Genomic DNA, 22,008 nt, shown 5'->3' with positions numbered 1-22,008 from the left:
GATTCAAGATAAACAGATTTAAAATGAGAGAATCCTACAGTATTAGTTTTTTCATTCAATATGAAAACAAAAAGTTATCCTTATAAATCAATGTGATGTAGCAGGATGAAGATGTTTATGCAAAGAATCTAAAAGTTTTTTTGCGAGTGTTTGAATAAGTCCTTTGTTTTTCTGAATTTTAGATACAAAATACTATTGCTAAAGTACTAAAAGTAGATCATGCTGGTAAATAGATGAGACTTTGATGATGGCGCTTGGTTTTAAAAAAGGCAATATTTGATTTCACTGTTTGCGCTGGCATTGATTTTGCAATAACAGATAATAGTTTATTGTATGCAGAATACTGTTATTTAGATTTTGATAAAAAGAAATTTATAAAGAATATTATCATTAACAGTTATGCGAAACTTTAATGAAAATGAATCCAACTTTAATACACATAATTTTAGTGTGATTTAGTTTACAAATGCTCATTGAATGCAAAATTAAAAGTTTAAGAAGCCTTATTTTCAAAAATTCTTTATTTTTTTGTGAGTGTGTCATTTTTGCTACAGATCTTTCAAAAAAGATGCTCTATATACATTTCATTTTGGATATTTGGAGAGATTTTATGAATACAAAACGTTTAATAACAGCGTCTATTTTTTCTTTAATTTCAGCGTCTACAGCACTGGCTGCCGATGTTATAATTCCTCATCAGCCAGCATCATCGACTTCTTCTACCATTATCGCGCCTACTTTTTCATGGACAGGTCTTTATTTAGGTGTTCAAGCGGGTGGTTTTTCGAGCAAAGCTGATATGGCTCTTGTTGGTCAAGAAAAGAGTTTAGCACTGGATAAAGAGTTCTCTCCTAAACTTTCAGGTTTTGCAGGTGGTTTTTATGCAGGTTCTAATATTGATCTGGGTGACAACTTTATTTTTGGCATCGATACGGATTTAATGATATCTGGAAAAAAGCACACAAAGACCATTACCATAGGTGCAGCTGATAACACTACAGTAGAAAATGCAGTCGTAAGATCTCGCAGATCCGCAGAAGGTGTAACCACAACAGGAACACCAGTGTCACCAGTAGCAGGAACCCTAACGTCAAATACACCAATACAATCAACTGTCCAAGCGCAATCTACGCAGGCAAATTTAAATCAACAACCAAATCCAGGCGTAAGCCAATCAGGGAAAACAGCAACAACTGGCAATCCTAATTCTACAAAAGTAAAAGAAACAGTGAAAGTGGAAGGAAAAACATTAGGAGTTTCAAATCCAACATCAGCATCGTCAGCTGGACAACGAGGGTCCTCTAAGCCAGTGACAAAACCACAAACAGGCGCAGAAACAGCAACAATTTCTACATCTAAACAATCCTCCTCCAGCACAGAGACAAGAACACTGGTCCAGTCAGAGCTTTCGTTAGGAAGATCAGATACAGAAAACCAATCATCAAGAGTTGAGACAAAAAGAGCAGATGCGCCTGCAAAATCTGCAGAAACAACATCTATATTAGCGGGATCTTCACAAGTACAATCCATCTCAGCCACACCAGCAGTACAGTCAGCGGTGGCGGTACCTGCAAAACCAGTTGTAACAAAACTAACATTCTCTACCCCATCAACAGGAACAGAAGCAAGTCAGCCAGCAGTAAAAGCACCTACACCGGTACAATCTGGATCACAACCATCAGCAGTAGAAAGAACAGTACCGAGCGGGGGGACACTTTTACTCGCGAGATCAGGATCATCCTCTGGTTCAGAGACAAACGCTTCTAATGGAACAAGCGTAGCCCAACGGGGAGGTCATCATAGCTCTTTCCATGGTAGCGGAAATGCTAATTCGCGTGGTGCATCTCATGCAGGTGGGCATGGCTCTGGTGCTCATGCGCATGGTGCTAATCCACATGCTTCTAGTTCTCATGGTGGACGGAATATGGCTGGACACGGTGCACAAAGTACACAAGTGGTGGATAAAAACGATTCCAGTGTGTATGGTATAGAACAAATAAAAAAGATGGCTTCTGAACTTGGTCTTGATCAAGAGTATGAAGTTGAAACGTTAAGTCATACTTTCAAACAAAATTGGGGTGGTGCTACACGGGTACGTATTGGTTTTGCTGCTGATCGCTTTATGCCTTATCTTGCTGGTGGTATTGCTTATGGGCAATTCCAAGACACTGTATCAATATCCGTTAAGGATGAGGATGGAAGAGTCGTTTCTTCTAAGAACTTAGCTGATGAAACAAAAACCATGATTGGTTACACACTTGGTGGTGGCGTTGATTTCTCGCTTCTGGATAATGTGATTGTACGTGCAGAATATCGTTACTCTGATTTTGGTAAAAAGAAATTTGCAAAGGAAAAACTTGAAGTTAACTACAAAACCAATGATTTCCGTGTTGGTGTAGCTTATAAATTCTAATTTTTTAAAGAGTAAATTTCTAAGAGGCTCCACTGTCAGTGGAGCCTTTATTTTTTAAAAGATCACTTTTTGGTTTCTTTTCTTGTGAATTTCATGATAAAGCCCATAGAGTGTGATGATATATTTTCCTGATCGCTGCTTAATACGAATGATAAGCTCGGCTTTCCCTATAGATAAAAACCAGAGTTGCAGGGTTCAGGGAAGTTATGCAAAAATGAAATCGTAAAAGTGGACAGGGATATTTCACAATGGCTGTGAAAAATGAAACAATAGATTATTCAAAAACTCTTTATCTCCCACAGACAAATTTTCCTATGCGTGCAGGGCTTCCGCAAAAAGAGCTTGAATTGATGGCGCGTTGGGAAGATATGGGGCTTTATGCGCAATTGCGCCAACAAGCAAAAGATCGTCCATTTTATATTCTTCATGATGGTCCACCTTATGCAAATGGTCATATTCATATCGGGCATGCTTTAAACAAAGTTCTAAAGGATGTGGTTGTCCGGTCATTCCAAATGCGCGGTTTTAATGCAAATTATGTTCCTGGTTGGGATTGCCATGGGCTTCCAATTGAATGGAAAATTGAAGAAAAATATCGAGCACAAGGAAAAAATAAGGATGAGGTGCCTCTTAACGAGTTTCGTCAAGAATGCCGTGAATTTGCACAGCATTGGGTGACCGTTCAAAGTGAAGAATTTAAACGCCTTGGTGTTGTGGGAGATTTTAACACGCCCTATACTACAATGGCTTTTCATGCAGAAGCGCGCATTGCCAGTGAATTGATAAAATTTGCTATGTCAGATCAGATTTATCGTGGTTCCAAGCCAGTGATGTGGTCTGTTGTGGAGCGTACGGCCTTGGCAGAGGCTGAGATTGAATATCATGATCATGAATCAGAGGTGCTTTGGGTTAAGTTTCCTGTTTTTGAAGCAAATTCTGATGATTTATATGGTGCTCATGTCGTCATTTGGACAACAACACCGTGGACAATTCCAAGCAATCGTGCAGTGAGTTATTCTTCGCAAATTTCTTATAGTATTTACGAAGTTGAAAGTGCTGAAAATGATTTTGGTCCTCAAGTGGGAGAAAAGCTTCTTTTTGCAGACGCTTTAGCGATGAGTTGTGGAGAAAAAGCCAAACTTGTTTTGAAGCGTTTGCGTGTTATTTCTGCTGAGGAATTGAAAGCTCTTGTTCTTTCTCATCCACTCAAAGGTTTGGCTGGGGGGTATAACTTTAAAATTCCATTGCTTGATGGTTCGCACGTAACAGAGAGTGCTGGTACAGGTTTTGTCCATACAGCACCAAGCCATGGACGTGAGGACTTTGAAATTTGGAATGATTATAAGTCCTTACTGGAGCAAGCGGGGATTGATTCATCTATACCGTTTCCTGTTGATGATGCAGGGTTCTATACGAAAGATGTTCCAGGTTTAGGACCAGATCGTGAAGGAGGACCTGCACGTGTTATTGATGATAATGGAAAAATGGGTGACGCCAATAAAGAGGTCATTAACGCTTTAATTAAAGCAGATCGATTGTTTGCACGGGGGCGTTTAAAGCATTCCTATCCCCATAGTTGGCGTTCAAAAAAACCCGTTATTTTTCGCAATACACCACAATGGTTTATTTCAATGGATAAAGATTTTGGGGATGGTTCAACTTTACGTAGTCGGGCTTTGGAAGCTGTTTCAAAAACGCGTTTTGTGCCATCTTCTGGACAAAACCGCCTAGCTTCTATGATAGAGGATCGTCCTGATTGGGTTCTTTCTCGTCAGCGTTCTTGGGGGGTTCCTATTTGTATTTTTGCGAATGAGGATGGTGTTATTCTAAAAGATGAAGGTGTGAACGAGCGTATTTTACGGGCTTTTGAAGCAGAAGGGGCAGATGCATGGTTTGCTGAAGGAGCACGTGAACGTTTTTTAGGTGAGCGTGCACATGAGCCTTGGGTACAGGTTTATGATATTTTGGATGTTTGGTTTGATTCTGGAGCAAGCCATAGCTTTGTGTTAGAAGATCGGGCTGATTTGAAATGGCCTGCTGATGTTTATTTTGAAGGTTCAGATCAACATCGCGGATGGTTCCAATCTTCTCTTTTGGAAAGCTGTGGTACGCGTGCTTGTTCTCCCTATAAAGCCGTGATCACACACGGTTTTACTTTGGATGAGAATGGTAAGAAAATGTCTAAATCTTTAGGCAATACGGTTGTTCCGCAAGAGATCATTAAAACATCTGGAGCTGATATTTTTCGTCTCTGGGTTATGACAACCGATTATTGGGAAGATCAGCGTTTAGGCAAAAAAATTCTTCAAACAAATGTGGATTCATATCGTAAACTACGCAATGCAATTCGTTGGATGCTAGGAACTTTAGCACATGATGATGGGGAAGAAATATCTTATGGTGCACTGCCGGATCTTGAAAAATTTATATTGCATAGGCTTTTTGAACTTGATCAGTTGATTAATCGCGCTTACGACGAATTTGATTTTAAAAAGATTATGCGTGCATTATTGGATTTTTCAATCATTGAGTTATCGGCATTTTATTTTGATATCCGCAAGGATTCTCTTTATTGTGATGCGCCTTCATCAAAAAAACGCAAGGCCTCCTTGCAGGTTGTCCGTGAGATTTTTGAGCGTATGGTAACATGGCTTTCTCCAATGTTGCCTTTTACTATGGAGGAAGCTTGGTTAGAGCGTTATCCAGAAAGCCAATCGGTGCATTTGGAACAATTTCGCTCTGTACCAGAAGAATGGCAAAACCAATCTTTGGCTGAGCGTTGGAAAAAAATTCGGCAGGTCCGTAAAGTTGTGACAGGTGCTTTAGAGCTTGAACGTGCTAATAAGCGTATTGGATCCTCTTTGGAAGCTGCGCCTATTGTTTTTATTTCCAATCTGGTTTTACGAGAGGCATTAGAAAATGTGGATATGGCGGAGATCTGTATTACCAGTGCACTCACAATTAGGCAGGACACGATACCTTCCGATGCTTTTACTTTGAATGATGTTGAAGGTGTTGGTGTATATCCAGAGAAGGCATTAGGAAAAAAATGTGCTCGATCATGGCGTTATACACAAGATGTTGGGAGTGATCCAGCTTATCCGGATGTATCTGCTCGTGATGCAGCTGCTTTGCGGGAACTACAGATTCTTGGTAAGATTTAAAATTTTAAATCAAGGGAAAGGAGTACAAGTATATTTCTCATATTGATGAATATAGTTTTTTGTGGTACAAAGTAAATTCCGTTGTTTTTTCTGCAGGGGGGAAATTTGTGTATGGACCGTTCTCTCATAAATAACGGGAATATTAATCAGCCATATACTTAGGAAATGGAATAGGCAGTGAGAAAACGTGAAATAAAAATATTTCCAATAGGAATTTTAGGGATGTGCTTTGTTCTAACGGGATGCAATTTATCCGCTCCTACCTATGGTACTAATAAACCGGTTTCGATACAGTTTTTTGAAGATGTTGCTAATATTACTTCATTAACACCAACAAATAATAGCAGCCAGATTGTTATGAAACCTCATCCAAAACTTGTAATACCAAGCCCTAGTTCACGCAGATTTTTGCCGGTACCACAACAAGATAGATCTGTCAATGAAATGGCAGCATCGAAGAAGCATCAAGGAAATACTCCTTTTCCTCATAAAGGATCGTCAGTTAATGGCGCTGGTTCAGAAAACCCTTTACAGTTGAATGCGAAGCAACGACAGGAATATTTACGTCGTCAGAGAGCACAAGTTGGAAGTTCAAAATACCGTCGCTATCTCACTGAACCACCTTTAAGTTATCGCCAACCGGCAAAAACCGCACCTATTGGTCGATAAGGGAAAGACAAAATATTTAAAGTAAAGTATTTTTCCAATTACTTATGATACTAAGCTCTCATTCACGCACAGTTATAATGCTGCTGTAGGAGGTGTGTTATTCTCATGAAATAGCAATATGACAACAGCATCGAGAGAGTCCTTATGCGTTTTCTAACACGAAAAATTTCTCAAGCTCATTTTACAACATCGCTCATGTGGATAGTATAACGTAAAATCTATTGTGCTCCAGCAGCTTTATGCTTAGGAAGGAGAAATCTGATACCATCATTTTATTTTCCAGATTCTAATATTGCGACAATTCTTGCATTTGAGAGCCTTCATAAGAGACATTTTTAATCTTTTCTAAAACGTTCTTTATCTAGACGATAATCCCGCTTATGATATGCAAGAAAGTGATTTTTATTGCTTCAATGTAATTTGAAATGAGAGTATATCTACGATATGTTGGACTTTATATTTTATTATATAAAATAATGAATTATTCTTATGAATGAATGTATCATCTAATAGAAGCAATATGCAGGATTAAAAGAGAGAAAAATGCTTCGAAATAGCTTTTACTATATATGTCAGAAGAATTAATAGTCTTTTTGAGAAGTAGGATAGTTTTTTAAGAGTGAAAGTTATGGAAGAAGAATTGTTTTTAGTATCGCTTTTGTACAAAAAAATCTTTAAGTAATTGAGCAGCTTCTTTTTCTTTAAAACCAGAATAAATCTCAGGTTTGTGATGACAGGTTGGTTGCTGATAAAAACGTGGACCATTTTCTATAGCACCCCCTTTGGGATCATTTGTTGCGTAATAGAGACGACGTATGCGTGCAAATGAAATGGCAGCAGCACACATAGCACAAGGCTCAAGTGTTACATAAAGATCGCAATCAGGAAGCCTTTCATTTTGCAATGTTTCGCAAGCCATACGGATTGCGCGTATTTCTGCGTGTCCTGTAGGGTCATATGCAGATTTTATAAAGTTACCAGCGCGTGCAATGATAGCTTTTCCACGTGTAATGACAGCACCTACGGGAACTTCATCTTTTTTTGCAGCCTCTTGTGCTTCTAAAAGGGCTATTTCCATGGGCGTCAAAGTCATAATATTCTTTCTACTGAAGGTATAGAAAATCTAAAGGTTATCTCGATAAGGAATGCTATAGAATGAATAATTTATTACGCTTTTATAATGAAAAGAATACCTCTATTTTTTTTAAGAGTTTAAAACAAACTTGCAAGTCGGCAGATACATTATTGTCGTTAAAGGATAGAAAATGATCAATGATTATGCTACTTCATTTTTCAGGATAAGCGGTATGGTGCATGTGAATAATTTTCTGAACATACTTGCAAAGATTGGTTTGAAACGCAAATGAATGAAAATAATGAGAGTGAACGAATTGCTAAAAGGTTAGCGCGTGCAGGTATTGCTTCGCGTCGAGATGCAGAAATGATGATTGTTGCAGGTCGTATTTCTGTGAATGGTAAAGTCGTGACAACGCCTGCTTTTAATGTTAGCCGCTCTGATGTTATTAAAGTTGATGGCAAACCTTTACCTCCTATAGAACGAACGCGTTTATGGCTTTACCATAAGCCAGCAGGTCTTGTCACCACGAACCGTGATCCTGAAGGCAGACCTACAGTATTTAGTAATTTACCAAAAGGAATGCCGCGTGTTCTTTCTGTTGGAAGGCTTGACATTAACACGGAAGGGCTTTTGCTTTTAACCAATGATGGTGGCTTAGCGCGTGTATTAGAGCTTCCTGTAACAGGATGGGTCCGCAAATATCGCGTCCGTGCTCATGGAAGAGTAAAACAGAGTGCGCTGGATAACCTTAAAAATGGTATTGCGATTAATGGTATTTTTTATGGTTCGATTGAAGCATCAATTGAACGTGAACAAGGGTCGAATATATGGCTTTCTGTTGCGTTGCGTGAAGGAAAAAATCGTGAAATAAAGAATGTTTTAGGGGCATTGGGATTATCAGTTAATCGATTAATCCGTGTATCCTATGGTCCATTTCATCTCTCTGATTTAGAAGAAGGAGCCGTGCAAGAGTTAAAAGGGCGGATGTTACGAGATCAGTTGGGGGAGCGTTTGATTATGCAAGCCAATGCAGATTTTGATGCTCCTATTCTGAAACCCTTTTCAAATTCTGCAGTTGTTGCAGAAAAGCAAAGCCAGAAAAATCTTTCTGTTGCAAATGATGGTTGGGTTTTCTCAAGTGAAAGGGCGATACGGCGCCGACCAAGAGATGGTTCTGTTGAACATAGTCGCGCGCAATTAAGTACAAAGTCTCATGAAAATATAAAGAAGGAGAAAAGTGAAGAAGGAAAAGCAGAGCGTTTTTTACCGCGTTCTCGCCGTGCTAATGTTTGGATGGCTCCTGGTGCGCGTCCCCAGAGTGCACGTAGAAAGCCTTCCTATAGTGAGGAGAAATCGCATGATCATAAGAGCGGTTTGGATGGTAAAAAATCCTTTCATCGAGGCAAGGAAAAACTAAAAGAAAGTCCGTCACACAAAGAGAAGAGGGGAAGTTTTGTTCAAAAACGTGGCAAAACATCTTATGATGAGACGCACCCCTTTGGTAAGAAAGATCGCTTTTTAAAGGATAAAGAGAACATGATAAAAGGTGGTCATGATGAACATTCTTTTGAGAGAAAGAAAAAATCGTTTGGTGGTGCTATGAAAAAATCTAAACCACATAGGGACGGTGCAAAAACTTCGAAGCGATTTGGAGGTCCACGTGCGGATCATAGGCGGTAAATTTGCTGGGCGTGTTTTGTTTTCGCCTGTTAATCAGTCGATTCGCCCAACGAGTGATCGTACACGTGAGAGCCTTTTTAATATTCTTTCTAGCCGTGAAGAACAATTTTGGACCAATAAACGCATTCTTGATCTTTTTGCTGGTACTGGTGCTTTAGGCATCGAAGCACTTTCACGTGGAGCAAAGGCGGCTGTTTTTGTTGAAAACTCGGTTGAGGGGCGTGGGTTGCTTCAAAAAAATATAGAAGCCTTTGAATTACAGTCGATAGGACGGATTTTACGTCGTGATGCGACCAAACTTGGCAATATTGGCACAATGCTTCCATTTGATGTTATCTGCGCTGATCCTCCTTATAGCCGTTGTTTAGGTGAACGTGCTTTCGTAGAAGCTTTGCGAGGGGGGTGGGCAAAAGCTGATACACTCTTCATACTTGAAGAAAAGAAAGATACAATGATTCATTTACCTGATGTCTTTTATTTAGATGATGAGCGGTTTTATGGTGAGACAGCAATACGTCTCTATAAATTACGATCGCTTACATCTTGAGAAAGTTCTTGTTTTTATCCGATAGGATGAAAAAATGCTTCTTCACAGTTTTCTTCATTTTATATGGTTTTTAAAAGGTTAAGCAGAAAATCAATAAAAGATTCTAATGTTAAAGGAATTGATGAATTTTTATTAGCTTTAATACAGAAGGATGTTTTTTCTCCAATAGGATATATATTCCTCGATAATAGTTATGATCTTTTTTATCTAATTTCTTTCTGCCATACCTTAATCATCACATTTCATCAGCAGTTGAAAGCTTTAAGCTATGCAGTCTGCATTGATATCTTATATGATGCGTAACTTCTATTTTTGCTATTGTCTAAACTTAAAACAGATATTTTTTATTTAAGGTAGACAATAGTGTTCATTTATCCTGAATATTTGTGTGTTTAGTTTAGTAATATCGCTTGTTGAGTTAATCATTACATATTAAGTAAATCTGAGAGTATTAATTATCTTATCGTTGTGCAGCTTTAAGGATACTTTTTTATATTATTCTTTATCACTAAAGATAAGTAATTTGTAAAAAAGGGGAGATTATCGTGTTTAATTGGATATATAGTGAAGAGATTAGTACAGAAGCAAGTGCTGAGCAAATTTGGGCTATATGGGAAGATGTGGCATCATGGCCTTGCTGGGATAGTGAACTTGAGTGGGTAGAACTTTCTGGTCCTTTCAAAGAAGGTGCTATAGGACGCATGAAACCTAAAAAGGGACCTACAGTAACTTTTACACTTGATAAAGTTATAAAAAATGTTTGTTTTTCTGATTATGCTAAACTTCCTTTTACACGTATGAGTTTTGATCATGAATATATTTGTTCAACAAAATCGGGTTCTTCAAATAACAAAATTCGTCATACTGTAACCATGTCTGGTTTATTTTCTCCTTTCTTTGGAATGATTATTGGGTCAAAAATTAAGTTACATCTTCGCGATGCAATGATTGAAATGAGCAGACGTGCTCTTACTGAAAACAAAAGCATCTCGTAAGGGGGGCATTTATAAAGAAGTTAATACCTTAAAAAAGGTGCAGAAATCTTAGCCTTGTTAGAATGAAATCAGTTATGAGTATATAGCAAATCGATGAGCTATGATCTGTTTTTTAGTTAGTCGTTGAAATCGTGTCAAATCATCTGAGAAAATTAATTTTGCACCAAAGATCTTATAAAAGCCATTGAATTTTATTCAATATATAAAAGCTTATAAGGCGCGCATTTTTACTGAAAATAAAGAAAGTTGTAGAAGCTTATTTCTGCTCTTGTGAATCTGTAGGTTGATATTGTCATGATATTTGCCAGTTTCTAATGTTGCGATAGTTTTTGATTTGAGAGCATTCATAAAAGACATTTTGACTCCTTCTTAAATAGTTTTTATTCATACGCCCCTTACTGATGATATGCTCGCAAATAGTTGTGATTGATTCAACATGAATAGGTTCGAAACGGAGAAAATTTAATGATATTTGATTCTTTTATGCAAATTACAAAATGATCAATTATGATTATAAATCAAAGTGTTTTTTTGATTAAAAGATTATAAGAACAGATAATTTCTTTGATTACTTTTCTAGAGAGTGCAGTTCTAAAAGGCTCTAGATGATAAAATAAAACCTCCCTTAATTTTCGTAAAAATTAATCTCGTATCGTTGTATGTATTTGGTTTAAATGTTTAAAAAGCGATTTTTTAAAATGCGCACAGATATCCCAGTTTCTGCAAATATTTTTGTATCTATTAAACAATTATGAGCGATAAACTTGCCCAAATTAATTGGAAGAATATGCTTATTGTAGATTGAATTGAACAATAGATACAACATTGAGTTTTATATAAAAGTTTTATTGATTATCGTTTTATAACAATATTACGCTTCTTTATTTTTTAATGGAAGGAAAAGAGGAAGGAGTGTAGTCCTTAAATCAAAATCTATCCAGTATTTTGGGATTTTTGTTTCAGGAAAAAGAGTCTATTAAGTTATATCTGTTTAGTAACAAAATAACCAGTTAAGGATGAGGCATGAAAAATGAGATGCTCTTGATTAGACGCATTAGAAACGAGAGAGAATGTTATGATTATAACTTATTTCTGATAAATATAAAAAATGAGTTCTTTGTGATATCACGCTTATGAGAATAAAGAAGCTAATGACTGCTCATTTTGTTGAAGCAATAACGCAAGAAAAATTTTTTTATTCCGTTTATATTTTTTTGTTTACAAGATTGCCATCTTATTATGAGAGAGTTTATAGAAGCAAAGAAGTATACACAAATATAAGGCATTTTCTTGATTCTTGCTTGGAAATTAAAGAATGCTATAGGAATGAAGGAAGTTATTTGACTATCCAGAGGACATAAGGCTTGTGACTTAAGTCATTTTATACTTTTCGAATTTTTGAGGATTTTGGCTTAAATTCAAATGTTATTGTTAGGCCTTTTGTTAATTGCCAAATTTTCGGTTGATTTGATTGTCAGTACAGATTGGATTATCTAAAATGATAAGGGCCCATGAGAAATCTTGAAACTAAAGAGATTTTACGGCATATACAGCATATTACGTCTTTTCATAAAGAAGCTAAAAGGGAAATGATTTAATGCATTAAAAAAAAGAATGCATGAAATATGCATAATCTTATGAATAAACACACAAGAGTTATATTCTGATTTGTATAAATTTGTCAGAATGCTTATCAATGTAAATAATAAAATATTTTAGGGAGTCTATGATGACTGACAAAAACCAGATTGAGAAAGCAGTTTCGCTGGTTGAAGCAGCAAGGCGTTCTGGGGCAGATGCTGCTGATGCTGTTATTGTTCATGCTCATTCTACCAGTGTATCAGTTCGTTTTGGGAAAGTTGAATCGACAGAAGCAGCAGAGAGCAATGATTTTACTCTAAGGGTTTTTGTTGGAAAAAAAGTAGCAAGTGTTTCTGCTAATTTAGGATCTTATCCGCAAGAACTTGCGGAACGTGCTGTTGCGATGGCTAAAGCTTCTCCCGATAGTTTATTTGAAGGTTTGGCAGATAAAGAGTGTTTGGTTAAGCATCCTAAAGATCTTGATCTTTTTGATGATTTTGTACCTAGCAGTCATTTTTTAACAGAAGATGCTTTAAAAACAGAGGCAGCAGCTCTTGATATTAAAGGTGTAAGCAATTCTGGTGGCGCTGCAACAGCTTATGGCCGTAGTGGGTTTATTCTTGTGACCAGCGATGGTTTTTGTGGAGCCTATCGCTCAAGTTGTTTTTCACGTTCTTGTAGTGCTCTTGCAGGTGAAGGAACACAGATGGAGCGGGATTATGATTATACAACAGCCTTACATTTTTCTGATTTAGAGGCAGCAGAAACTGTGGGAAAGAATGCAGGGCTTGGTGCAGTTCGACGTTTGGGTGCAGTTCGTGCGGCAACTGGGGGCGTTGATGTTATTTTTAATCCGCGTACGGCTCGTGGAATTGCAGGGCATATCGCATCTATGGTCAATGGAGCCTCTGTGGCTCGAAAAACGAGTCTTTTACAGAATTTCCTAGGTAAGGAAGTGATGAAGCCTAATGTTAATGTAACCGATCAACCTTTGCGATTACGTGGAAATGCTTCTCATCCTTTTGATGGAGAAGGGGTAGAGGGACAAACACTCAATATTATTGAAAATGGTATTTTAAAAAATTGGCTTCTTTCATCATCTACAGCACGTGAACTGGGACTTAAAACAAATGGACATGGTGTGCGTTCAGCATCATTAGTGCAGCCGACCAGTACAAATTTTGCTATTGAACCGGGTTTAGTATCGCCTTGCGATATGATAAAAGATTTGCGAAATGGATTTTATGTGACCGAATTATTCGGTCATGGCATTGATTTTATTACTGGTCAGTATAGTCGTGGGGCTTCCGGTTTTTGGATTGAAAATGGTGAAATTGCTTATCCGGTGAGTGAAGTAACGCTAGGCTCTGATTTGCTTCATATGTTAGCACATTTAACACCTGCCAATGATATTGATCGGCGTTATGGTACAGCAGCTCCAACATTATTAATTGAAGGGATGACACTTGCAGGAAAATAATACGCATCATTCTTCTGATTTAAATCTTTTGCGTGACGTTTGTCGAGAGGCAGGAGATTTAGCAATGCGGTATTTTGGATGCACGTTGGATGTCTGGATTAAAGAAGGTAATTCCCCGGTCAGTGAAGCAGATTTTGCTGTTGATCATTTCTTGAAAGAGAAGCTTCTTGGAGCTCGTCCAAATTATGGATGGATTTCAGAAGAAACAAAAGATAATCGAGAAAAACAAGATTATTATGAGCGCTCTTTTGTTGTTGATCCTATTGATGGAACGCGTGGTTTTCTTTCTGGCAGTCCTTATTGGTGTATTTCGGTTGCCATTATTGAGAATGGGCGTCCTATTGTGGGCGTACTACAATGTCCGGCTCAAGGAGATGTTTATACAGCTGTAACGGGTGGAGGGGCAACATTAAATGGGATAAAACTTCCTCGTTTAGCCTTTCAGGTTCATCGAAAATATAAAATTTCACTTGATAAATCGCTCGCACAAAAATTACCAGATGATTTCCTCAATCAAGTTAGTCTTTACCATTATCTTCCTTCTCTTGCTTATCGTATTGTTCTTGTTGCTCAAGATGAAATTGATATCGTATTAGTTCGTCCAAATTGTCATGAATGGGATATTGCCGCTGCTGATCTTATTTTGCAGGAGTGTGGAGGGTGTTTTTTATCGCTTGATGCCTCTTTACTATCTTATGGAATTGAACCTTACCAATATGGACTTTTAATTGCTGGTAAAAATAATTGCTGTCAAGATATGATAGATGTTGTTCGTCAAACAAAGTTAGTTTAATCACGTAAAAGCATGCTAAAATAATTTAAATAATATAGAGGCACATATGACTGAAACCAACGAAAAAAAACAATATTTACATCTTGTATTTGGTGGGGAATTAAAAAATCTTAACAGTAATCAATTCAAGAATCCCGATGATTTAGATGTGGTTGGTATTTTCTCAGATTATAAATCCGCTCAAGAAGCATGGCAGGCAAAAGCGCAAAGCAGTGTAGATAATGCATTACAACGTTATTACATTGTAGATTTGCATCAGTTTCTTGATGCTGAGTTAGGCGATGCAGAATAAAGCTTGAATATTTGGTTATTATAGCCTGTAGATTGCTGCACGCTTTTGTTTAGTCGTCCTTTTCATAGGTACTTTCTTCGAGTAAAATAGAACGTCGTAAAAAAGAATATGCTTGTTGTTTAAAATTCATATGTTTTCTTAAAAAAAACATCTCTCAAGGCACCCAAACCCATTTCATAATAGTGTTCGTGCAAGGTATAAAATCCATTGTTGCACCACCATCTTTGCGCTTAATAAAAATGCAAGACAGTTCTATCAACCTATTTGCAACAGCAATATTATCATGACAGCGATCACTCGAAGTTTATGATTATATTGTGAATAGTCGCTCTGCTCTTGAATGGGTATGAGACATTAATGCGTTAAGATTAATACAAAGAGTAGCATTATTAATGATACGAATTACTACTCTATTGAGATTATTAGCACTCCCTACTTATCCATTGGAATTTTTTCAACGAGTTATTACTATAAGCTTAGAAACCATGAAAGTTGTTAGAAACTTACCAAAATTAGAAACTTAGAGAAACTGAATAGATTTATAAAGTTAACTTACCTCATAAGGGCTTCTTGAGTACTCGTTTAAAACTACAATCTATAAGTTAGTCATTTTGTGTTGATTATATACAATCTTAAAAGGAATAAGATATCATGCAACCTCCTGAAAAGAGAGGATTTAAAATTTTGAAAACTCTTATTAAAATTGCTGTAAGACTTTTAAGAAATTCTCTATTAAACAAGATTAGATTTTTCTGGATTACCTTTAAGAGATGATATCACAATTTAAAATGAGAACTCTATACCATTCAAAAGTTTTTTTTTAAGATTTGTTTGACATATTCATTTTATTGAAATGAAATAATAGAGATTGAGCTTCCTTTTAAACATATTTTATTTATATTAGGTTGTAATGTCTATATGGATTATTTTTTGAAAAATTGACAATACCTAACATATGTAAAAATAAGTTTTTTTCTCTAAAATACCAACGTGTACAATTCAAAGCCTCACTAAAATCATAAGAAGTATTTATTCAGTGAGCTGAAAAAATATGTCATAGGTTGTATGGTATTTATCATTTATATTTTCAAAATTATAATTGATTGAAAAATAGTTTTGTTATTTTTGAGTAAGATTTTTATAGGGTGCAGAATGAAGTGATAAAATTTCATTAAAAGAGATTTAAATAATGTGTATATGTTATTTTTATAGGAAAGTTTTAAAAAAAATATGGTGATAAAATTGCATTTTTTGTCCTTTATATATTGAATTTTCTCATGGATTAAGCGTTTTTTATTTAAGATATGGATGATATTAAAAAAATACGGAAGCAACCACTAGTGTTGATGAATTTTTTAACAAAATAAGCATATAGATATCTTAAAATAGCTGGATGAGGTGATTTTAAATGGTAGAATTAAAGGCACATACGGCTCTTTTAAGCTATCGGATAATTGGTTTTTGCTTATGTCCTGTTATTCCTTTTTATTTGTTCTTTCGTGCTATTCGTGGAAAAGAAGAGTGGTGTCGCAAAAAAGAGCGTTTAGGTAAAAGTTCTCATGTACGCCCCCAAGGTTCATTAGTTTGGTTGCATGCAGCAAGTGTTGGAGAAACACTTGCACTTTTTCCACTTGTAAATTATATTTTATCATTGAAAATAAATGTATTAATGACAACAGGGACTGTGACCTCTTCTACTCTTGTGAAAAAACATTTTGGTAATAGGTTGATTCATCAATATGCTCCTTTGGATTTAGATTTTGCAGTGCGCCGTTTTATTAGTCATTGGAAGCCTGATCTCGTCTTGATTTGTGAATCAGAAATTTGGCCCCTTCGTATTAAAGAACTTGCAAAAATGCGTATTCCGCAGATTTTGGTTAATGCCCATATGTCTGAACGTTCTTTTAAAGCTTGGCAAAAACGACGCGTTCTTGCCAAACATATTTTTAAGGATATTGATTTGGCGATTGGTCAAAACGAAAGAGATGTAGCTTATTACCATAAACTTGGCGTAAAATCTGTTACGTTTTCTGGTAATCTCAAGGCTGATGTTTTTCTGGTTGAAAATCAAGCATTGCTTGCACGTTATCGTAATGCTATCGGCAATCGCCCAGTTTGGGCAGCTGTTTCAACGCATGAAGGGGAAGAGGAGATTGCTTTTGAGGTCCATAAGATTGTTAAAAATTATTTGCCAGATTTATTGACAATTATTGTGCCTCGTCATCCTGAACGTTCAGAAGATCTTATCAGAAAATGCGATAATAAGGGGTTAAGTTTTATTCGTAGGAGTAGAGATGCTGTTCCAAGCATGAATACCGATATTTTATGGGGAGATACCATTGGAGAAATGGGGCTTTTTCTTCGCTTATCGAAAGTTTCTTTCGTTGGTAAATCGTTATGTGGAAATGGTGGACACAATCCATTGGAATTGGCTTTACTTGGTTCCGCTATTTTGACAGGGCCCCATGTTTCAAATTTTCAAGAGATGTTCAAACAATTTCTAACGCATGATGCAGCATATATGGTTCAAGATACAAAACAGCTTGCTATTCAGGTGTATAAGCTTTTAACAAATGAAACATTGCGACAAGAAATGGTTGATAAGGCTCATGAAGTGGCGACAGGTATGGCAGGTGCACTTGAGCGCACATTAAAGATTTTAGATCCATTTTTACAACCCCTTGTAATACAAACAGGTTTACGTCAGCGTCAGGGTAGATATGCATATTAGCGCCCCCCATTTTTGGTGGAAAAATAAAAGCTTTTTGCGTTTTGTATTAGCCCCAGTTTCATGGGGGTATGGTTATTTTTCAAGTCGTTTTATGGCAAGACAGCCTCCCGTGATTAATCTGCCTGTTTTGTGTATTGGAAATTTTACATGTGGTGGTGCGGGTAAAACGCCGGTTGTTATTGCTTTTACCAAGGTGGCTAAAGAACTTGGTTTTGTACCTGGTATTGTATCTCGTGGTTATGGTGGATCAGTTAAAGGGGTACATCTTGTAAATGAGAAATATGATACTCCACACAATGTTGGAGATGAGGCACTTTTACTTGCACGGCATGCTTTTGTAGCTGTATCACCTAATCGTTATGCAGCGGCGCAACGGCTTAAGCAAGAGGGATGTAATCTTATTTTAATGGATGATGGATTTCAAAGTCGCCGTCTTTATATGGATTATGCGTTACTCGTTGTTGATGCGATGCGCGGTTTTGGTAATGGAGCTGTCTTTCCAGCAGGACCTTTGCGCGTACCATTAAAAACGCAGTTTTCTTTTATGGATAGTGTTTTATTGATTGGTCACTCCGATGTGCCTGATAATGTTGCTTTTCTTGTTTCGCGTACTGGAAAGCCTTTATATCGTGCTCATCTTAAAGCCAGTGCTTCTGATGAGGTTTCAGGAAAATCATTTTTGGCATTTGCCGGTATTGGCAATCCAGATAAATTTTTTAAATCTATTAAAGAATTGTCTGGTCATGTGGTGCAAACTTACATATATCCAGACCACTATTTTTTCACAGATGAAAATTTAAAAAGCCTTATACAAAAGGCTAAAATGCACAATTTATGGCTCGCAACAACAGCTAAAGATTATACCCGTATACAGACAATTCACACGCAAAAAGATTTGAAAAATCTTATTGTCTTTGATGTGAATGTCGATTTTGTTCAAAAAGACTTCTGTCGCATGGTCCTTGAGGAGGTCATGACCCGCTTTAGAAAACGTTCCCTTGAGTTTTCTTGTCTAAAAGGCAAAGGCTAAATTTATAGCTTTCAAAGGGTTATTTTTCTTTTGTTTTTAACAATTGCTTGAGATATGGGTTGCACTCAAGTTCACGTTGATAGGAGATTTCACAACTAGCATATGCTTCTTGGCGGTGATGATTCCAATATTTTAAATCATCTATAGGGATTTTTTGCCCGCTAACAGCACAAATAGTATAGGTACCATATTCTATAATGTCATATCCGTTATTAGAATAATGAATTTTTGCTTCGCGTTCACTATCGGAAAACATTATAACTCCTTTTTGCTTGATACAAGAGATTCAAGAAAAGTGCCATAAAATATATTATAAAGTCGAGAGTTAATTTAAAAATATTTTTCTTGTCAAAATGATGAAGAGTTTATTTTCTGCCAAAAAGCCGTTCTATATCTGCCAATTTGAGTTCAATATAAGTAGGGCGTCCATGATTACATGTACTTGTATTAGGTATTGCCTCCATTTGCCGTAATAGTGTGTTCATTTCTTCGGGGCGTAAAAGGCGCCCTGACCGTATTGAGCCGTGACAGGCCATCGTTGCTGCAACATAATCAAGCATTTCTTTTAAATTATTTGTTGTATCATACTCAGCGGCCTCATCTGCGAGATCTTTAATAAGGGCTTGGACGTTGATCTCTCCTAACATGGAAGGTGTTTCACGCACAACAATTGCTCCTGGTCCAAATGGTTCTATTCCTAATCCAAATTTTTGCAAAGCATCTTTATGCGTTAAAAGACATGTTGCATCCTCTTCAGAGAGTTCTACAATTTCAGGAATAAGTAATAACTGTGAAGGAAGCGGTTTGGAATAAAGTGCATTTTTGAGTGCTTCATAAACCAATCGTTCGTGAGCTGCATGCTGATCGACAATGATCAAACTATCTTGTGTTTGGGCGATAATATAGTTTTTATGGATTTGTGCTCTGGCCGCTCCTAATGGATAAGATAACTCTTCTGATGAAGATGTAGTGCTTGGAATGTATGCATCCCCACTTGGTGTATTTAAGCCCTCCATAATAGGAGCGGCATCTTCTTTTAAATCAAAAGAGCTAGTACTATCCAATGGTTTTTGGACCATTGAAACGCTGGTAAAATGATGAGGCTGTGAACTGTAAGAAGAGGACAGGTGCGTGTTCTTAAAATTGCCTAATGGTTGTTGTGCCAATGATTGTTGTGTTTGAAATGCAGCAAGCATTGCTTCAGAACGGGTTGAGGTAGGACGAATACCAGATTGCTGCAATGCTTCACGAATAGCTCCAACAATCAAACCACGAATTAATCCTGGATCACGAAATCGTACATCAGCTTTGGCTGGGTGAACATTAACATCTACCTCAGCAGGTGGGAGATCAATAAAAAGAATAGCGACAGGATAACGATCTCGTGTCATGACATCAGCATAAGCACCTCGGATAGCGCCCCATAGAAACTTGTCACGCACGGGACGCCCATTAACATAAGCAAATTGATGAAGGCTGTTATTTCGGTTGAAAGATGGTAAACAGGCAAAACCTGTTAAGCGCACCGCTTCGCGTTCAGCATTCAGCGCAATGCTATTAGGGGCAAATTCTTTTCCCATAATTTGCGTAATACGTTGTAATTGTCCTTGAATATTATTTTCTGTAGCAGACAGTTCCATAGATGTTCTGTCTAATCCTGAAAGAGAAAAGCGGATATGTGGAAATGCAATAGCAATTCGCTTAATCATATCGCTAATAGCATTTGTTTCAGCCCGATCAGTTTTCATAAATTTTAATCGTGCCGGCGTGACAAAGAAAAGATCACGAACTTCAACAATTGTTCCAAGATTTGCAGCAGCTGGTTTGGGTCCTACAATTTTTCCTGCAGTAACGGAAATTTCAGCAGCGCTCTCAGCATCTTTTGTTCGTGAAATGAGTTTAAGTTTAGCAACAGAACCAATAGAAGGGAGGGCTTCTCCTCTAAATCCAAGGAAGCAGATATTGTGTACGTCATCGGTAATCTTTGAGGTACAATGGCGAGAAACTGCTAAAGTTAACTGATCTGCAGGAATTCCATAACCATTATCACTCACCTTTATAAAATTTTTTCCACCATTTGCTGTAATAATTTCAATGCGTGTTGCACCAGCATCAATAGCGTTTTCAACAAGTTCTTTGACAACATTTGCTGGTCGTTCAATAACTTCACCGGCGGCGATTTGATTAATAATATTTTCGCTAAGATGGCGTATAATCATAATAAATTCTAACAGGAATCTTAAGGGTTCTATAGAAAATTATGATAACATCATTTGCGCGACATTCAAGAACAAGAGAGCTGAGAGGTATTATTTTTACAATACCTCCTATTTTATTTTATGTTAACAAATCAGTTGGAAAAAACATAAAAATAGTTTTTATCACTTTAAAATAGCTTGCACCAATTTATCATCTAGGTCAAAAAAGAAACAATGTAAAAAGGAAAGGCAATATATATGGCGCGTATAAGCGGTATTTTAGCAGATAGTGATATACAAGCTTTGATTGAGAATAACGTTCTCAAGGCTCAGTATCCATTTGATAGATCTCAAATACAACCAGCAAGCCTTGATCTTCGTTTAGGGGAGAAGGCTTATCGTATACGTGCTTCTTTTATGCCGGGATCTGATACAAAAGTTTTGGATAAGCTTGAACGGTTAAAGTTGCATGAGTTTGATTTACGAGGTGGAGCCGTTTTGGAAACGGGGTGTGTTTATATTGTTCCTCTTTTGGAAAGTTTAGCGTTACCAGAATTTTTATCTGCTGTTGCCAATCCCAAAAGTTCTACAGGCCGATTAGATATTTTTACACGTGTCATTACGGATAATGCTCAAGAGTTTGATAAAGTTTGTGCTGGTTATCATGGTCCACTTTATTTGGAAATTAGTCCACGCACATTTCCAATTTTGGTGCATACAGGCTCACATTTATCACAGCTTCGGTTTAGAAAAGGGCAAAGTTATTTAAATGAAATAGAGTTGCACACTTTGCAAAGGCAAGAAACACTGATATCGGATGATTTTCCTAATATTAGTGTTGGTGGTATTGGTCTTTCCATTAATTTAAAGGGAGACGAAAACGGGCTTATAGGTTATCGTGGTAAACATCATACAAGTGTTATTGATATTGATAAACGTGCTGTTGCCCACGTTTTAGATTTTTGGGAACCTCTTTTTGATCGTGGTCAGAGAGAGTTGGTTCTTGATCCTGATGAATTTTACATTTTAGTTTCACGAGAGTCTGTTCATGTGCCTCCGCTTTATGCCGCAGAAATGACTCCTTTTGATCCTTTAGTTGGTGAGTTTAGGGTGCATTATGCAGGCTTTTTTGATCCAGGATTTGGGCATAAGGAGGCGGGTGGAAAAGGAGCAAGAGCGGTTTTAGAAGTGCGGAGCCATGAAGTTCCTTTTATCTTAGAGCATGGTCAAATTATTGGCCGTTTGGTCTATGAGCATATGCTTAATCGACCATCAACCCTTTATGGACATGATGTTGGATCACATTATCAAGCACAGGGTTTAAAGTTGTCCAAGCATTTTAAATGAGTTGGGAACC

Annotated in this window: 16 protein-coding genes; 12 read left to right on the top strand and 4 right to left on the bottom strand. The window is 37.1% G+C overall.

What is annotated here, in order from left to right; genetic code table 11:
• Positions 1–610: 610 nt before the first annotated feature.
• The 3 genes from ACFILN_RS07355 to ACFILN_RS07345 all read left to right on the top strand — a co-directional run bounded on the left by ACFILN_RS07355 (position 611) and on the right by ACFILN_RS07345 (position 6,246).
• Complete coding sequence (locus tag ACFILN_RS07355) at positions 611–2,413, top strand: porin (RefSeq protein WP_375671190.1); 1,803 nt, start codon at positions 611–613, stop codon at positions 2,411–2,413.
• Between the two features lie 248 nt (positions 2,414–2,661).
• Positions 2,662–5,577 (top strand): isoleucine--tRNA ligase, encoded by a 2,916-nt coding sequence (gene ileS / locus ACFILN_RS07350; RefSeq protein WP_375671188.1) that lies wholly within the window; start codon positions 2,662–2,664, stop codon positions 5,575–5,577.
• 177 nt (positions 5,578–5,754) lie between these two features.
• Complete coding sequence (locus tag ACFILN_RS07345) at positions 5,755–6,246, top strand: hypothetical protein (RefSeq protein WP_375671186.1); 492 nt, start codon at positions 5,755–5,757, stop codon at positions 6,244–6,246.
• Between the two features lie 646 nt (positions 6,247–6,892).
• On the opposite strand, the gene ACFILN_RS07340 is transcribed toward ACFILN_RS07345, so the two are convergent.
• A complete protein-coding gene (locus ACFILN_RS07340) occupies positions 6,893–7,339 on the bottom strand; it encodes a nucleoside deaminase (protein WP_273790416.1) in 447 nt (148 codons plus the stop codon).
• 270 nt (positions 7,340–7,609) lie between these two features.
• Here ACFILN_RS07340 and ACFILN_RS07335 point away from each other — a divergent pair, with 270 nt between their 5' ends.
• From ACFILN_RS07335 to ACFILN_RS07325, 3 genes are all read left to right on the top strand, one after another.
• A complete protein-coding gene (locus tag ACFILN_RS07335; protein WP_375671184.1) occupies positions 7,610–9,004 on the top strand; it encodes a pseudouridine synthase in 1,395 nt (464 codons plus the stop codon).
• Positions 8,985–9,551: a 16S rRNA (guanine(966)-N(2))-methyltransferase RsmD gene (gene rsmD, locus ACFILN_RS07330; RefSeq protein ID WP_273790418.1), complete on the top strand. Its 567-nt coding sequence runs from the start codon at positions 8,985–8,987 to the stop codon at positions 9,549–9,551. The genes ACFILN_RS07335 and rsmD overlap by 20 nt, the downstream gene beginning before the upstream one ends.
• 545 nt (positions 9,552–10,096) lie before the next feature.
• The gene (locus tag ACFILN_RS07325) at positions 10,097–10,546 is read left to right on the top strand and encodes a hypothetical protein (protein WP_273790419.1); all 450 of its coding nucleotides are present in this window, start codon (positions 10,097–10,099) and stop codon (positions 10,544–10,546) included.
• 210 nt (positions 10,547–10,756) lie between these two features.
• Here the strand turns inward: ACFILN_RS07325 and ACFILN_RS07320 are convergent, their stop codons facing one another.
• Positions 10,757–10,903 carry a hypothetical protein gene (locus tag ACFILN_RS07320; RefSeq protein ID WP_273790420.1) on the bottom strand — a complete coding sequence of 49 codons (147 nt, stop codon included), beginning with the start codon at positions 10,901–10,903 and terminating at the stop codon, positions 10,757–10,759.
• Between the two features lie 1,372 nt (positions 10,904–12,275).
• Here ACFILN_RS07320 and ACFILN_RS07315 point away from each other — a divergent pair.
• The 5 genes from ACFILN_RS07315 (at position 12,276) to lpxK (ending at position 18,453) form a co-directional block, all read left to right on the top strand.
• Positions 12,276–13,607, top strand: a complete 1,332-nt coding sequence (locus ACFILN_RS07315) for a TldD/PmbA family protein (RefSeq protein ID WP_273790421.1) — start codon at positions 12,276–12,278, stop codon at positions 13,605–13,607.
• Positions 13,594–14,400, top strand: coding sequence for a 3'(2'),5'-bisphosphate nucleotidase CysQ (locus ACFILN_RS07310; protein WP_273790422.1), 807 nt, complete (start codon positions 13,594–13,596; stop codon positions 14,398–14,400). The genes ACFILN_RS07315 and ACFILN_RS07310 overlap by 14 nt, the downstream gene beginning before the upstream one ends.
• 46 nt (positions 14,401–14,446) lie before the next feature.
• Entirely contained in the window at positions 14,447–14,692 is a 246-nt protein-coding gene (locus ACFILN_RS07305) for a DUF4170 domain-containing protein (protein WP_273790423.1), read from the top strand.
• Between the two features lie 1,408 nt (positions 14,693–16,100).
• A complete protein-coding gene (waaA, locus tag ACFILN_RS07300; RefSeq protein WP_375631033.1) occupies positions 16,101–17,423 on the top strand; it encodes a lipid IV(A) 3-deoxy-D-manno-octulosonic acid transferase in 1,323 nt (440 codons plus the stop codon).
• Complete coding sequence (lpxK, locus tag ACFILN_RS07295) at positions 17,413–18,453, top strand: tetraacyldisaccharide 4'-kinase (RefSeq protein ID WP_273790425.1); 1,041 nt, start codon at positions 17,413–17,415, stop codon at positions 18,451–18,453. Before waaA ends, lpxK begins: the two co-directional genes overlap by 11 nt.
• A gap of 19 nt (positions 18,454–18,472) precedes the next feature.
• Here the strand turns inward: lpxK and ACFILN_RS07290 are convergent, their stop codons facing one another.
• Both ACFILN_RS07290 and mutL read right to left on the bottom strand, forming a co-directional pair.
• Positions 18,473–18,709, bottom strand: a complete 237-nt coding sequence (locus tag ACFILN_RS07290; RefSeq protein WP_273787833.1) for a DUF2093 domain-containing protein — start codon at positions 18,707–18,709, stop codon at positions 18,473–18,475.
• Positions 18,710–18,818: 109 nt separating this feature from the next.
• Positions 18,819–20,672 carry a DNA mismatch repair endonuclease MutL gene (gene mutL, locus ACFILN_RS07285; protein ID WP_375671182.1) on the bottom strand — a complete coding sequence of 618 codons (1,854 nt, stop codon included), beginning with the start codon at positions 20,670–20,672 and terminating at the stop codon, positions 18,819–18,821.
• A gap of 237 nt (positions 20,673–20,909) precedes the next feature.
• Here mutL and ACFILN_RS07280 point away from each other — a divergent pair, with 237 nt between their 5' ends.
• Positions 20,910–21,998, top strand: a complete 1,089-nt coding sequence (locus ACFILN_RS07280; protein WP_375671180.1) for a 2'-deoxycytidine 5'-triphosphate deaminase — start codon at positions 20,910–20,912, stop codon at positions 21,996–21,998.
• Positions 21,999–22,008: the final 10 nt, after the last annotated feature.

Origin of the sequence: Bartonella sp. CL434QHHD (assembly GCF_042195145.1) — a bacterium.
Lineage (GTDB): Bacteria > Pseudomonadota > Alphaproteobacteria > Rhizobiales > Rhizobiaceae > Bartonella.
Note: the sequence above shows the minus strand (reverse complement) of the source record. Positions and strands in the feature narration are given on the sequence as shown.